General features: G+C 66.0%; 10 protein-coding genes. 8 read left to right on the top strand and 2 right to left on the bottom strand.

The window, feature by feature from the left end; translation table 11 throughout:
• Positions 1-148: 148 nt before the first annotated feature.
• From bcsG to bcsC, 7 genes are read left to right on the top strand one after another with little or no spacing between them, the layout of a single operon-like run.
• A complete protein-coding gene (gene bcsG / locus PG896_RS06480) occupies positions 149-1,795 on the top strand; it encodes a cellulose biosynthesis protein BcsG (protein WP_042014583.1) in 1,647 nt (548 codons plus the stop codon).
• 14 nt (positions 1,796-1,809) lie between these two features.
• Positions 1,810-2,034: a cellulose biosynthesis protein BcsR gene (gene bcsR / locus PG896_RS06475; RefSeq protein ID WP_039039486.1), complete on the top strand. Its 225-nt coding sequence runs from the start codon at positions 1,810-1,812 to the stop codon at positions 2,032-2,034.
• Positions 2,031-2,693, top strand: a complete 663-nt coding sequence (bcsQ, locus tag PG896_RS06470) for a cellulose biosynthesis protein BcsQ (RefSeq protein WP_203764182.1) — start codon at positions 2,031-2,033, stop codon at positions 2,691-2,693. The genes bcsR and bcsQ overlap by 4 nt, the downstream gene beginning before the upstream one ends.
• The gene (bcsA, locus tag PG896_RS06465; protein ID WP_270835540.1) at positions 2,690-5,257 is read left to right on the top strand and encodes a UDP-forming cellulose synthase catalytic subunit; all 2,568 of its coding nucleotides are present in this window, start codon (positions 2,690-2,692) and stop codon (positions 5,255-5,257) included. Before bcsQ ends, bcsA begins: the two co-directional genes overlap by 4 nt.
• On the top strand, positions 5,254-7,479 hold the full coding sequence (gene bcsB, locus PG896_RS06460; RefSeq protein ID WP_270835539.1) for a cellulose biosynthesis cyclic di-GMP-binding regulatory protein BcsB: 2,226 nt from the start codon (positions 5,254-5,256) through the stop codon (positions 7,477-7,479). The genes bcsA and bcsB overlap by 4 nt, the downstream gene beginning before the upstream one ends.
• A 3-nt stretch (positions 7,480-7,482) precedes the next feature.
• Positions 7,483-8,592 (top strand): cellulose synthase complex periplasmic endoglucanase BcsZ, encoded by a 1,110-nt coding sequence (gene bcsZ / locus PG896_RS06455; RefSeq protein ID WP_270835538.1) that lies wholly within the window; start codon positions 7,483-7,485, stop codon positions 8,590-8,592.
• Positions 8,577-12,017, top strand: coding sequence for a cellulose synthase complex outer membrane protein BcsC (gene bcsC, locus PG896_RS06450; protein WP_270835537.1), 3,441 nt, complete (start codon positions 8,577-8,579; stop codon positions 12,015-12,017). The genes bcsZ and bcsC overlap by 16 nt, the downstream gene beginning before the upstream one ends.
• A 28-nt stretch (positions 12,018-12,045) precedes the next feature.
• Here bcsC and PG896_RS06445 read toward each other — a convergent pair whose 3' ends face one another.
• The gene (locus PG896_RS06445; RefSeq protein WP_041214512.1) at positions 12,046-12,321 is read right to left on the bottom strand and encodes a metal/formaldehyde-sensitive transcriptional repressor; all 276 of its coding nucleotides are present in this window, start codon (positions 12,319-12,321) and stop codon (positions 12,046-12,048) included.
• Positions 12,322-12,392: 71 nt separating this feature from the next.
• On the opposite strand from PG896_RS06445, the gene dmeF reads away from it, so the two are divergent.
• Positions 12,393-13,334 (top strand): CDF family Co(II)/Ni(II) efflux transporter DmeF, encoded by a 942-nt coding sequence (gene dmeF, locus PG896_RS06440; RefSeq protein ID WP_043155840.1) that lies wholly within the window; start codon positions 12,393-12,395, stop codon positions 13,332-13,334.
• Positions 13,335-13,349: 15 nt separating this feature from the next.
• Here dmeF and PG896_RS06435 read toward each other — a convergent pair whose 3' ends face one another.
• Entirely contained in the window at positions 13,350-13,751 is a 402-nt protein-coding gene (locus PG896_RS06435) for a hypothetical protein (protein ID WP_042014589.1), read from the bottom strand.
• Positions 13,752-13,953: the final 202 nt, after the last annotated feature.

Genomic DNA, 13,953 nt, shown 5'->3' with positions numbered 1-13,953 from the left:
GGCATATGGATTTAGGGACTCAGAATACTTTTTTCTGAAAATCAAGGCGGCCTTCCCCGGAAAGCCGCGATGAACCTATTCTTTTGACAACCATTGCAGTGTGCCCGGCCCCTTCGGGGGGCCCACGATAACAGGTGACTCATCGCCGATGACCCGACATGTTTCTGATGCCGATTCCCCCTGGCTGGACTGGCACGGCCTGGGTGGCTGGAATGTCTATTTTCTTGCCAAGTTCGCCCTGCTCTGGGGGGGATATCTCAACTTCCATCCCCTGATCAACCTGGTGTTTGCCGCCTTCCTGATCTTTCCCCTGCCAAGGGCCGGGTGGCGCCGTGCGCGGCACTGGCTGGCGTTGCCGGTGGGGGCGGGGATCTTCTATCACGATACCTGGTTGCCGGGGATAGAGAGCATTCGTGCCCAGGGCAGCCAGGTCTTCTCCTTCACCCTGGATTACTGGGCGGAGTTGCTCGGGCGTTTCATCAATTGGGAGATGGTCGGCGCGGGGTTCGTGCTGCTGACGCTCTATCTGTTCATCGCCCAGTGGTTGCGCTTCACCCCCTGGATCCTGCTGGCGCTGCTCTGGCTCTGGGTCTCGCCCCAGGTGAGCAATCCCTTCGCGAGCAGCAAGGGGGCGAGCGAGCACGCCCTGAACACGCCCCGGGAGGAGACCCGCCCCTCAGTGCTGCCCATGGAGGAGCAGCTTGACCAGAGTGCCCCGCCGACCAACGAGAACCTCAACGCCTATCTCGATGACTTCTATCGGGAGGAGCAGGAGAGGCTGGTGCACTTCCCGGAGAGCCTGCCAGCCCAGGCGACCCCCTTCGATGTGCTCATCATCAATGTCTGCTCCCTGGCCTGGCGTGACGTGGAGGCGAGCGGCCTGACAGGGCACCCGGTCTGGTCCCACTTCGACATTCGCTTCAACCGCTTCAACTCCGCCACCTCCTACAGCGGCCCGAGCTCCATTCGCCTGCTGCGGGCCAGTTGCGGGCAGACCAGCCACCAGGGGCTCTATGTGACGGCGCCGAAGCAGTGTCTGCTGTTCGAGAATCTGGCCCAGCTCGGCTTTGCCAAGCAGGTGGCCATGGATCACTCGGGGGATTTTGGCAACTACCTGACCGGCCTGCAGCAGTATGCCGGGCTGGATGTGACCCCCATGGACAAGAAGGGGCTGGCCCATGATCTCGCCTCCTTCGATGGCGAGCCCATCTATCGCGGGGATGCCCTGTTCGGCCGCTGGCTGAACGAGCGGACACAGAGTCAGGCGGCACGCAACGTCACCTTCTTCAACCTCATCGCCCTGCACGATGGCAACCGCTATGTGGCGAGCCGCCAGATAGCGCCCTACAAGGCGAGGCTCAAGACCCTGCTGGATCAGCTGGACGACTTCATGACGACGCTGGAGCAATCCGGCCGCAAGGTGGCCGTGGTGATGGTGCCTGAGCACGGCGCCGCTCTCACCGGCGACAAGATGCAGATGGCCGGGCTGCGGGACATTCCCAGCCCGAGCATCACCCAGGTGCCGGTGGGGGTTGCCCTGCTCGGTACCAAGGCGCCCCACGAGGCGACCCGCAACGTGGACACCCCCAGCAGTTTCCTGGCGGTATCAGAACTGGTCTCCAGGCTGGTGGGGAAGGATGTGTTCGGGAGCGAGACCATCGATTGGGATGCCCTGCTGGGCGACCTGCCGCAGACCCCGTCGGTGTCCGAGAACCAGGGCTCGGTGGTGATCGAATATCAGGGCAAGTACCACATCAAGCTGGGGCAGGGGGACTGGGTCCCCTATCCCCAATGAGACCGGAGGTGACGATGCGCAGCGAACGGCAATCAGACATGCAGATCCCCTTCGGCGTCCCGGTGGAGGGCACGGTAATCAATGACGTGGCCATGGTCCAGCAGGCCTTTGGTGTCAGCCTCTCCTACCAGGATATTGCCGCCAGGGAGCGGCTCGCCGCCTTGTGCGCACGCTTCCCCCTGCTGGCGGAGGTGGCAGTGAAAGGGCCCGAGGGGACTGGCGAGGGGAGGTCTGCATGAAGGTGATCGCCCTGCAGGGGATCCGGGGAGGTGTGGGGACCACCGCCATCGTGGCGGGGCTTGCCCAGGCTGCCCATGAGCAGGGGGCAAGGGTGCTGGCGGTGGATCTCTGCCCGGACAACCAGCTTGGCATCCACCTTGGCCTGCCCCATGACGATCCAGGAGGCTGGAGCCGGCTGACCCAGCCGGCGCGGGAGTGGCGAGGTGCGCTTCACCGCCGGGAGGAGGGACTGGATCTGCTCTCCCATGGCGGGGGGGAGGGGGCGTCGGCCGAGTGGCTGGCGGGGATCGATGGCTATGATCTGGTGCTGCTGGATCTGCCCCGGGGCATGGCCCCCGTCATCCCCTGCAGGCGCTTGCTGGTGGTCAATGCGGATGCCAACTGCCATGTGCGGCTTCACCGCCACTCCTGGGCGGACGATGAGCGTCTGCTGGTGACCCAGTTCTCCAGCCAGCGGGCCCTGCAGCAGGGGCTGCTGGATCTCTGGCTGGCAGGAGGGCTCCCTCTGCTCAATCTTCATCTGCACAGGGACGAAGCCATGGCGGAGGCCATGGCCGCCAAGCTGCCGGTCGGCCGCTATGCGCCCACCAGTCTGGTTGCCCACGAGCTGGCCGCCCTGGCGGCCTGGTGTCTGGCAGAGGGGGAGGCGCCCCGATGAGAGTGCGGCTGCTGACGCCGGCTGCGGGCCTCTGGTGCTCGCAGCGCTATGGCGCACTGCGCGAGCGGGGGGCTTCCCGCCCGGGGGCGGCCGCATTGACACTGGGCTGGCTGCTGGCCTGGGCTCTCTTCCCCCTCGAGCGTCATGGCTGGCAATGGGTGCTGGGCCATGCCCGGGGACTCTATCCCCAGCTGACGCACCCCCGGGTCGGGGATCCCCTGCGCGTTCTGTTGCAGAGCCTCTGGATGATAGTGCGTCGCCCACAACCCATCCCTCTGCGCTGGCCTGCCTCCTGGCAACGGCTCTGGCATATGGGTACTCAGGCTCTCGGGGCCTTCCTGGCCCGCCAGGAGGAGAAAGGGCTGGCCGCCGCCAGGGCCACGCCCCGCGAGGAACGCTGGAAGAGTGTGCTGCTCTGCGTGGTGGCCGGGAGCCTCTCCCTGCTCTGCGTCACCCAGCCGTTCACCCTGCAGGCGCAACTGGTGTTCGTCCTCTTGCTGGCGGCCATGGCCTTCATCCTGCGGGCCGTGCCGGGCCGTTATCCCATGCTGATGATGATGGTGCTCTCCCTCACCATCTCCTGCCGCTACATCTGGTGGCGCTACACCTCGACCCTCGACTGGTTCGATCCCGTCAGCCTGGCCTGCGGCCTGCTGCTGCTGGCCGCCGAGACCTATGCCTGGCTGGTGCTGCTGCTCGGCTACTGGCAGACCGCATGGCCCCTGCACCGCCCTCCGGCACAACTGCCGGCGGATCCGGCCCAGTGGCCCAGCGTGGATCTGATGATCCCCACCTACAACGAGGATCTCGCCATCGTGAAGGGGACTGTCTACGCCGCCATGGGGCTCGACTGGCCCGCCGACAAGCTGACCATCTGGCTGCTTGACGACGGGGGGCGGGCAGCGTTTCGCGACTTCGCCGAGGAGGCCGGGATCCGCTATGTGGCCCGGTCGACCCATGAGCACGCCAAGGCGGGCAACATCAATCACGCCCTCAAGATGGCCACCGGGGATCTGGTCGCCATCTTCGACTGTGACCACCTGCCGACCCGCTCCTTCCTGCAGATGACGGTGGGCTGGTTCTACCGGGATCCCCGTCTGGGCGTGGTCCAGACCCCCCACCACTTCTTCTCCGCCGATCCGTTCGAACACAACCTGCAACGGTTTCGCAAGATGCCGAACGAGGGGGCTCTCTTCTACGGCCTGGTGCAGGATGGCAACGACATGTGGGATGCCAGCTTCTTCTGCGGCTCTTGCGCCGTCATCAAGCGCACTGCCCTTGACGAGATCGGCGGCATCGCGGTGGAGACGGTCACCGAGGATGCCCACACCTCCCTGCGGCTGCACCGCCTCGGCTACACCTCGGCCTATATCCGGATCCCGCTGGCGGCGGGGCTGGCCACCGAAAGCCTCTCTGCCCACATCGGTCAGCGCATCCGGTGGGCGCGCGGCATGGTGCAGATCCTGCGTCTGGACAACCCCCTCTTCGGCAAGGGGCTCAAGCTGGGGCAGCGGCTGTGCTACTTCAATGCCATGCTGCATTTCCTCTCGGGCATACCGAGGCTCATCTTCCTGACGGCGCCGCTTGCCTTCCTGATCCTGCACGCCTACATCATCTATGCCCCGGCGGCGGCCATCGCCCTCTACATGTTGCCGCACATTTTCCACAGCGCCCTGACCAACTCCCGGTTGCAGGGCAAGGTGCGCCACTCCTTCTGGGGCGAGGTCTATGAGACGGTGCTGGCCTGGTACATCGCCAGGCCGACCACGGTGGCGCTCTTTGCACCCCACAAGGGGACGTTCAACGTGACTGCCAAGGGGGGGATGACGGAGGAGGTGTTCCTCGATCTGTCGGTCTCCCGCCCCTATCTGCTGCTGATCCTGCTCAATCTGTGCGGGCTGGGGTTCGGTCTCTGGCGCATCGGCACCGGCCCTGCCGACGAGGTGCCGACCCTGATCCTCAGCATGATCTGGACCCTCTACAACATGACCATACTGGGCGTCGCCCTGGCGGTGGCCTTCGAGTCGCGGCAGGTCCGTGCCAACCCCAGGGTGGAGATGGTGATGCCGGCGGCCATCAGGCTGGCGAACGGTCACCTCTACCCCTGTACCGTCAGGGATTACTCCAACGGGGGGGTCGGGGTGCTGCTCGAGGCGCCCCTACCCCTGGCCGACAAGGAGAGGGTCTGGTTGCTGCTGCGCCATGACCAGCGGGAGCAGGCGTTCGCCGCCAAGGTGCAGCGGGTGTTCGGCTGCAAGCTGGGACTGGAGCTGGAGCCCATGGCGCAGGCGCAGCATGTCGAGTTCATCCAGTGCACCTTCGCCCGGGCCGATACCTGGTCCCTGTGGCAGCAGCGTCTGGGCAAGGATCGCCCCCTCCACAGCCTGCTCGACATTACCCTGCTCGGCTGGGGGGCTTACTGGCGTCTGGCCCGTACCTCACCCATCGGCTTTGTTTGTATCCTCCTCGAGAAGCTGGCTCGCTGGCTCCTCTCCTTCGTTCCCCGTCGCGTCTCCCCAGATTTCCGGGCCGGGACTCCGACCTCACAGACAGTGAAAGGATGATGAAACCACAACGCTACCTTATTCCTCTCCTGCTGATGGCGCAGGGTGCGACCGCCGCCGAGGCCGTCGGCCCCCTGCCGCCTGTTCCCGCTCCGGTGCGCACCCAGGGGATGAGCTTCGAACAGATGGCATCATCGCCAGGCACCCTGTCCCTGCGCGGCAATGCGCCAGACGGACTGGCCGACTTCACCGTACGGCGGGACGAGGTGGTGACCCGGGCCACCCTGGACCTGAACTTCACGCCATCGCCCTCCCTGCTGCCGCTCATCTCCCAGGTCAAGGTCTATCTCAATGACGAGTTGATGGGGGTGACGGCCCTCAACCAGGATCAGATGGGGACGATGACCCATGCCAGCATCGAGCTGGATCCCCGCTATGCCAAGGATTTCAACCGCCTCAAGGTGAGCTTCGTCGGCCACTATCAGAAAGTGTGCGAGAACCCGGCGAGCGATACCCTCTGGCTCAACGTCAACCGGGACAGCAAGCTGACCCTGCAGTTGCAGACCCTGCCGGTGCGCAACGAGCTCTCCTTCTTCCCCATGCCGTTCCTCGACGTGCGGGACAATGGCAAGCTGACTCTGCCCATGGTGTTCACGGGCTCAGTGCCCCCGGAGCAGCAGCAGGCGGCGGCGGTGCTGGCCTCCTGGTTCGGCACCAAGGCCCAGTGGCGGGGCCAGCATTTCCCGGTGCTCATCAACCAGTTGCCGGATCGCAACGCAGTGATCTTTGCCACCAATGACGCGCGCCCCGATTTCCTGGTGGACTATCCCGAGGTGAAGGGGCCCACCATCGACATGATCAGCTCCCCCGACAACCCCTATGTGAAGCTGCTGCTGATCCTGGGGCGGGATCAGCAGGATCTGCTGACGGCGGTGCAGGGGCTGGCGCGAGGCGATGTCATGCTGCGTGGCCAGAGCGTCATGGTGGACGAGGTGAAGCCGCTCTCCCCGCGTCAACCCTACGACGCCCCGAACTGGGTGCGACTGGATCGCAAGATGCGCTTTGACGAGCTCACGGAGTACCCGGGCCAGTTGCAGGCAACGGGGCGCACGCTGTGGCCCATGAGCATGACGCTGCGCCTGCCGCCGGATCTCTATCTACTGGGGGAGAACGGCATCAGGACGGAGCTGAAGTATCACCACACCTCGCCCACCCTGCGCGACGGTTCCCGGCTGGATGTGGCGGTCAACGGCCAGCTCATGAAGTCGTTCACGCTCGAGCCCGGCGAGGTCAAGAGTGAGCGGTTGCTGACCCTGCCGCTCTGGTTTGCCGACGACGGCGACACCATGGCGCTGCGCATGCCCGGGCTCAAGACCACCCAGGCCAACAGCCTGAGCTTCTCGTTCGAGTATGCCCAGCAATACATGGGAGGGACGGAGGATGGCCGTTGCGACCTGGTGATGCCGCCTGCCCATCAGGTGCGCATCGACGAGGGCTCCACCATCGACTTCAGCGGCTATCGCCACTTCATCGAGATGCCGAACCTCAAGGCGTTCGCCTATGCGGGCTTCCCCTTCAGCCGGATGGCGGATCTTGCCGACAGCCAGGTGGTCATGCCCGCCAGGGCGCACCCGGCGCAGATCACCACCTTGCTCGATGCCGTCGGTGCCATCGGGGCCGAGACCGGGTATCCGGCCCTCTCCCTGCGAGTCCTGGATGACTGGGCGCAGGCCCGCACCGCGGATCGGGATACCCTGCTCATCGGCACCCTGCCCGAGGAGTTTCAGGGGGATCTGGCGCCAGACGCCCTGCTGCAGGCCACCCGCAGTTGGGTCAACGAGCCGACCCGCCAGCACCAGGGGGATCTGCTGCACAGCATGGCCGATCGCCAGCCCCAGGCCAGGGTCGGCATGACGGGCAACCGCGCCATCGCCGTTATCCTGGGCCTGCAGTCGCCGACCCACGAGCAGCGCAGCCTGGTGGCCCTGCTGGCCGACGGTCCGGCCGGGGTCAGGCTGCTCAACGACACCCTGCAAAACGCCACCCTGCGCGATCAGGTGGCAGGCTCGGTGGCCATCATCCGGGAATCCGGGGTGAAGAGCCTGGTGGTGGGGGATCGCTACGAGGTGGGCTACCTGCCGTGGTGGGAGCGTCTCTGGCAACTGTTTGCCCGTTATCCGGTGCGTCTTGCCGGGCTGACCCTGCTCTGCATGCTGGTACTGGGCTGGGGCCTGCGGGTGCTGCTTGCCAGTGCCAGTCGTCGCCGTCTGAAGGAAGATTAAGAGATGACTCAGATGAAAAAAGTCTGTGGTGCCCTGCTCCTCTGGGCCCTTTGTTCCCTCCCGGCGCAGGCCGTCTGCCACTGGCCGGAGTGGGATCACTTTCGCCAGCACTACATCAGCGAAGAGGGCAGGGTCATCGATCCTGCCGACGGGCGCCGCATCACCACCTCGGAAGGCCAGAGCTATGCCCTCTTCTTCGCCCTGGTCAACGATGACAGGGAGACCTTTGCCCGCCTGCTTGACTGGACGGAGCGGCAGCTCGCCCGCGGGGATCTGACCGGCTTCCTGCCATCCTGGCTCTGGGGCAGGCAGCAGGACGGCAACTGGGGTGTGCTGGATGCAAACAGCGCGTCCGATTCGGATCTCTGGATAGCCTACAGCCTGCTGGAGGCGGGTCGCCTGTGGGACAACCACAGCTACTCGGCCCTCGGCACCCTGTTGCTGCGTCGTATCGCCCGGGAGGAGGTCGCCACGCTGCCGGGTCTCGGCCCCGTGTTACTGCCCGGGGCGAAAGGCTATGAGGGGGAGGGACGCTGGACCCTCAACCCCAGTTATCTGCCCCCACAACTGCTGGCCAGATTCGCTTCCTTCAAGGGGCCCTGGGGCGAGATGCGGGCCCTCTTGCCCAAATTGTTGCAGGAGAGTGCGCCCCGTGGCTTTGCCCCGGACTGGGTGGACTGGCAGGCCGACAAGGGATGGCAGGTGACGGCGGACAAGGGCGACACCGGTGGCTATGACGCCATCCGCGTCTATCTCTGGCTCGGCATGCTGAGCGAGGAGGATCCCGCCAGGGCTTCCCTGGTGGCCCACTTTGCCCCCATGCTGGCGCAGCTGACCGAATCGGGTCATCTGCCCGAGCGGGTCTCCAGCCAAAGTGGACAGGTTCAGGGCAAGGGGCCGAGCGGCTTTGCCGCCGCCCTCCTGCCCCTGTCACGGGGCTTGCCGGTGCAGGTCACCTTGCGCAAGCAGGTCTCCGATCACGGGCTGGATGCGGATGCCTACTACGGCAGCGTGCTGACCCTGTTCGGCGCAGGCTGGGATCAGGGGCGTTATCGCTTTGCCGCCGACGGTACCCTGCAGCCGGATTGGAGCGAGTCATGTCAGGCAGAGTGACCCTGGGGTGCCTGCTCGCCTGCCTGATGAGCGGAGCCCTGGCGCAAGGGACGGTACAGCCGGTGGCCTGGCTGCTGGAGCAGGTCAGGATTGGCGAGGCCCGTGGGCGGGAAGACCTCGTCAGCAACAGCCTCTATTCCCTCTCCCTGGTGGAGCCCGATCATCCGGAGCTGCTGGCAGCCCAGGCCCGTCAGGCCCTGCGCCAGGGCAAGGTCAAGGAGGCCGGGGCACTGCTGGCCCGCCTTGGCAAGCAAGACCCCGACTCTGCGCTCTATCGTCAGGGCATGGCCAACCTGGCCCTGAACGAACCGGCCAGGCGCCAGCAACTGCAACAAGCCAGGCTGCTGACCAGCGCCGGCAGGCTGGAGGAGGCTGAGCGTCTCTATCGCTCCCTGTTCTCCGGTGATTTGCCCCCCAATCTCGACGTGGCGGTGGATTATGCCCTGTTGCAGACACGGATCCCGGCCATGAAGGCAAAGGGGCTGGCGGCCCTGGAGGCACTCAACCGGCAATATCCGGGTGAGCCCAGAGTGCGGGGCGGGCTGGCTCGCCTCTATCTGGCGGAGGGTCGGCGTCAGGGGGCGCAGAACCTGTTGCGCGAGATGGCGCGAGACCCCTATCAGCGGGACGAGGCCGCCGAGATCTGGCTCGCGGACATCGAATCCCTGCCCATCGGTCCCGGGAGCATCGCTGCCTTGCAGGAGTACATGGTGCTCTTTGGCGAAGGGGATACCACCAAGGCGGAACAGCTGCTCGCTACCCAGGAGGAGAAGTGGGCCTCGCCTGCCTATCGTGCACGCCAGTCGGCGCTCGCAAGCACGGCGGGAGGTAGTGCCTCCATCTCCCGCTTGCAGCGTGCCCTGGCTGCCAACCCGGGGGATCCCGAACTCATGGGGGCCCTGGGGCAGGCCTACTCCCGCAACGATCAGCGAGCGCTGGCCATCGCCCAGTTTGAACGGGTGCTGGCACACCCCGAGGTGACCGACAAGGACAAATGGCGCAGCCTGCTGGCTACCAACCGCTACTGGCTGCTGGTGAGCCAGGGGCGCAGCGCCCTGGAACGGGAGCAGTGGGATGAGGCGGCGATCCTGTATCGCCGTGCCATCGCCCAGGATGGGCATGAACCCGAAGCCTGGCTGGGGCTCGGAGACAGCGAGCGTGGCCGTCATCGCGATGCCGACGCGGAGTCCGCCTATCGCAAGGCGCTCGCCATGGGGAGCGCGCGGGAGCGGGCCCTGGCCCGCCTGTTCGATCTCTACAAGGAGCAGGATCCGGCACGTGCCCTGGCCCTGCTGGAGCAGCAGGGCACCCCCGGGATGCAGGCCGAAGGGCGGCGGCTCAAGGCCGGGCTGTTGCAGGAGGAGGCCGATCAGCTTGATCGGGCCGGCAAGGTGGCGGCGGCGCTGCGCCTTCGCGAGCAGGCACTTGCGCTGACCCCGGAAGAGGTGTGGCTGGCCTATCGAGTGGCCGATACCCGGGCCCGCCTCGGGGAGGCTGGCAGCGGGGAGCGGCTCTTGCGAGAACGGCTGGCGGCGCACCCGCAGGATGCCACCCTGCGCTACGCCACCGCCCTCTATCTCTCGGGGCAGGACAAGATGGTGGAGGCGAGAGGGGTGCTGGCCGCCATCCCTAGGTCCGGCTGGACACAGGATATGGATGCGCTGGATCAGCGCCTCGCCCGTGACGAGGTGCTCGCCAGGGCGAGGGCGCGTCACGAGGCCGGGGATGATGAGGGGGCCGAACGCCTGCTTCAGCCGTTGCAGCCGGATGAAGAGGTAAGCCTGATGCTGGCGGAGTGGGCCACGGATCGGGGGGCCTATGCACTGGCGGAGCAGCGCTATCAGGAGGTGCTTGCCCGCACGCCGCAACAGCCCGAGGCCAGGCTTGGCATGGCCGAACTGGCCCAGGCCAGGGGCGATCTGGCAAAGGCCCGTCACTGGCTGCCCGCCTGGCCGGTCAGCCCGCTGCCCCCGGAGGGGGCCAACTACTACCGCCGGGTAGCCAATCTCTATCAGGCGCTGGGAGAGGGGGAGACGGCCCGGGCCATCTTCACCGACTACGAACCCCTGGTGGCGATGCAACCGGCCTCCCAGCAGGTGGCACTGTTCTGGCGCGATGCCGCCCGCCAGCGCGTTGCCGAGCATGATGTGGAAGAGGCCCTGGTGCGGGATCGCAAGGGGCTGGTGGCCGCAGGTCTGGCCCCCCGCGAGGATCTGGAGGGAGGCGAGCTGACCCGGCTGGCCCGCAGTCAGGATGGGGAAGGGTGGCTGGCATCCGGCCTGCGCAGCGATCTCGACAGGCATTACCGGCAGAGCCAGACCACCTTCTCCCTCGACAGCGATTACTGGGGCTCCAGCGGTACCGGGGGCTACTCGGATTTGCGGGCGCTGACCCAGATGGCGCAACTGGATACGCCGCTGGCCGGTGGTACCGCCTTCGGCCGCCTTGAACTGGTCGACATGGATGCCGGAGATCTGCCGGACTCCCCTTACCGGGCGCAGTTCGGTACCTGTGCGGCCAGGGACTGCCGCGGGGACGCGCACCAGCAGAGCCGGGGGACCACCCTGGCGGCAGGCTGGCAGCGGGGGGCCTGGGCGTTCGATCTGGGGACCACGCCCCTCGGTTTCGAGGTGGTGGACTGGGTCGGGGGCGCCACCTTGACCGGTGACTGGCACACGCTGGGGTGGGGGATGACCCTCTCGCGTCGGCCCGTCAGCAGCTCGCTGCTCTCCTATGGGGGAACGGTGGATCCGGGCACGGGCATCAGCTGGGGCGGGGTGCGGGCGAACGGGGTCCGCCTCGATCTCAGCCGGGATCTGGGAGGGGCCGTCGGGTTCTGGGGCAGCGCCCAGCAGCACCTGCTGACCGGCAAGAACGTGCCCGACAACTGGCGCACCCGGCTCATGGGAGGGGGCTATTACAAGTTCGTCAACGAGACCCATCGCCGTGCCAGCGTGGGGCTCAGCACCATGCTGTGGCACTACCAGCAGGATCTGGGGGGCTATACCCTGGGTCAGGGGGGCTATTACAGTCCGCAAGGGTACTTCTCACTCTCGGTGCCGGTCAGCTACCGGCAGCGCACCCCCGACTGGTCATGGGAGCTGGGAGGCTCGGGATCCTGGTCCCGCTCCCGTACCGACGACAGTCGCCGCTACCCGCTGGAAGGCTTGTTGCCAAGCGGTTTGCCAGACAGGAATGCGCCTGTGAAAGGGGGCAGCAGCAGTGGATTCGGCTACACCCTGAATGGCGTGGTGGAACACAGGCTGACGGAGCACTGGCGCATCGGTGGCCGGGTGGACATCCAGCAGGCGGATGACTATGCCCCCAGCCATGTCACCCTGTTCCTGCGCTACACCTTCAAGCCCTGGCAAGGGGATCTCGACATGCCGCCAAGGCCTCTCACTCCCTACGCGGACTTCGACTGACAGGGGCGCCCGTCATCACCGGGCGCCCTTATTTCAGATAGGAGCGCAGTACCCTCACCACCTGATCCAGATCCTCCAGCCGCTCGGCATGGGTCGCCTCCTCGGCGCCAAGATGCTCGCGCATGTGCCCCTCCAGCACCTCCAGCATCAGGCCGTTGACGGCGCCGCGGATGGCGGCGATCTGCTGCAGGATGGCGGCGCAGTCTGTTTCCTGTTCCAGGGCGCTCTCCAGGGCGCCGGTCTGCCCCTTGATGCGCCTGACCCGTGCCAGCAGCTTCTTCTTGTCGTGAACCGTGTGTGACATCCAGGATCCTCTCGATCAATAAAACTATACTGGGGTATAGTATATAGCATCCTCGTTTTCAGGAGAAATCCATGCCATCCCTCGCCTCATCCCACTGCCATCACCCCGTCGTCCACGAAGGGAATCCCCTGGCCGAACAGAAGACCCGCTGGGCCGTGCTGCTCACCGTCGTCATGATGGTGGCGGAGATCGGTGGCGGCTGGTTCTACAACTCCATGGCGCTGCTGGCCGACGGCTGGCACATGAGCTCCCATGCCCTGGCCCTCGGCCTCTCGGTGCTGGCCTATCGCGCGGCCCGCCACTTTGCGCGGGATCACAGGTTCAGCTTCGGTACCTGGAAGATAGAGGTGCTGGGGGGCTTCAGCAGCGCCCTGCTGCTGGTGGGGGTGGCGGGGTTGATGCTGTTCGAGTCGGTGGCCAGGTTGCTGGACCCCAGCCCCATCCATTATCAGCAGGCGATCGGCATTGCCCTGCTGGGCCTGCTGGTGAATCTGGCCTGTGCCTGGCTGCTCAGGGACGATCACGGCCATCACCATGGTCACGACCACCATCACGGTCATCACGACCACTCGCACGATCACCACCACGGCCATCAGGATCTCAACCTGCGGGCCGCCTACCTCCACGTGCTGGCGGACGCGGCCACCTCGGTGCTGGCGATTGTGGCGCTGGTGGGAGGCATGTTGTGGGGGGCGGACTGGCTGGATCCCCTGATGGGCATCGCCGGGGCCGTGCTGGTGGCGGTGTGGGCCAGGGGGCTGCTGCGTGATACCGGGCGCGTCTTGCTGGATGCGGAGATGGATGCGCCCCTGGTGGACGAGATCCGCGAGGTGATTGCCGAGCTGCCTGGCGCCGAGATCCGCGATCTGCACGTCTGGCGGGTGGGGCAGATGCAGTATGCCGCCGCGATGTCGTTGCAGATGGCGACCCCGGTCCCGGCACAGGCGATCCGCGAGCGCCTCGCCATCCACGAGGAGCTGGTGCACCTGACCATCGAAGTGTCTGCCGACTGACGCCCCTGGCGGGGGTCAGCGGGGAGGCTCGCTCCCCTGATCTTGCCAGAGGGAGCCCAGCATCAGCCTCAGCAGCAGTCCCGGCGGGTCGTCGAGCAGGCGGCCCGGCTCCAGCAGCAGGTGGCCGTCGGCACGAAAGCCCAGGCTGGCGTGGACCTTGCCTTCCTCGCCACACACCTGGAGGAGGCCGTTCAGGGAACCCCCCTCGCCGGGTTGACAGCGCAGCCGCAGCTCCCGTGGTTCCCCCAGCAGGGTGAAGGCGCGGGCGAGGGGCGGGCTCTCTTCATAATCCGGCCAGTTGAAGAAGTGATAGCGTTCGGCGAGCACGCCGGCCTGCTGGCAGAACTGATCGAACAACTGGGCAATGCCCTGATACTCCTGGTCCAGCCGCCTGGCCTGCTCCTCAATCCGTTTCATCACCCAGCCCCCTCTATCCATTTGATTGGACATTGATTTCGTCACTCGCTCCCCTCTTCTCGCTGGTATGGGCCGAAAGCGGTGCCAGGTCTGTGAGCGCGATCGAATTTTCGTTATGAAAACGTTATCTTGTTGATGCGGATTGGTTTTTTTTGCCCATCCGCTCACATTTACGGCAATTCCCGCTGATTAATATGACACC

Source organism: Aeromonas sp. QDB30, assembly GCF_027707645.1.
Taxonomy (GTDB): Bacteria; Pseudomonadota; Gammaproteobacteria; order Enterobacterales; family Aeromonadaceae; genus Aeromonas; species Aeromonas caviae.
The sequence above is the reverse complement of the archived record's forward strand: the minus strand, read 5'-3'. Positions and strand labels throughout refer to the sequence as shown.

Coding starts and splice junctions, on each gene's coding strand:
- bcsG (WP_042014583.1), top strand. CDS start 149: ATGACCCGACATGTTTCTGATGCCGATTCCCCCTGGCTGGACTGGCAC.
- bcsR (WP_039039486.1), top strand. CDS start 1,810: ATGCGCAGCGAACGGCAATCAGACATGCAGATCCCCTTCGGCGTCCCG.
- bcsQ (WP_203764182.1), top strand. CDS start 2,031: ATGAAGGTGATCGCCCTGCAGGGGATCCGGGGAGGTGTGGGGACCACC.
- bcsA (WP_270835540.1), top strand. CDS start 2,690: ATGAGAGTGCGGCTGCTGACGCCGGCTGCGGGCCTCTGGTGCTCGCAG.
- bcsB (WP_270835539.1), top strand. CDS start 5,254: ATGATGAAACCACAACGCTACCTTATTCCTCTCCTGCTGATGGCGCAG.
- bcsZ (WP_270835538.1), top strand. CDS start 7,483: ATGACTCAGATGAAAAAAGTCTGTGGTGCCCTGCTCCTCTGGGCCCTT.
- bcsC (WP_270835537.1), top strand. CDS start 8,577: ATGTCAGGCAGAGTGACCCTGGGGTGCCTGCTCGCCTGCCTGATGAGC.
- PG896_RS06445 (WP_041214512.1), bottom strand. CDS start 12,321: ATGTCACACACGGTTCACGACAAGAAGAAGCTGCTGGCACGGGTCAGG.
- dmeF (WP_043155840.1), top strand. CDS start 12,393: ATGCCATCCCTCGCCTCATCCCACTGCCATCACCCCGTCGTCCACGAA.
- PG896_RS06435 (WP_042014589.1), bottom strand. CDS start 13,751: ATGAAACGGATTGAGGAGCAGGCCAGGCGGCTGGACCAGGAGTATCAG.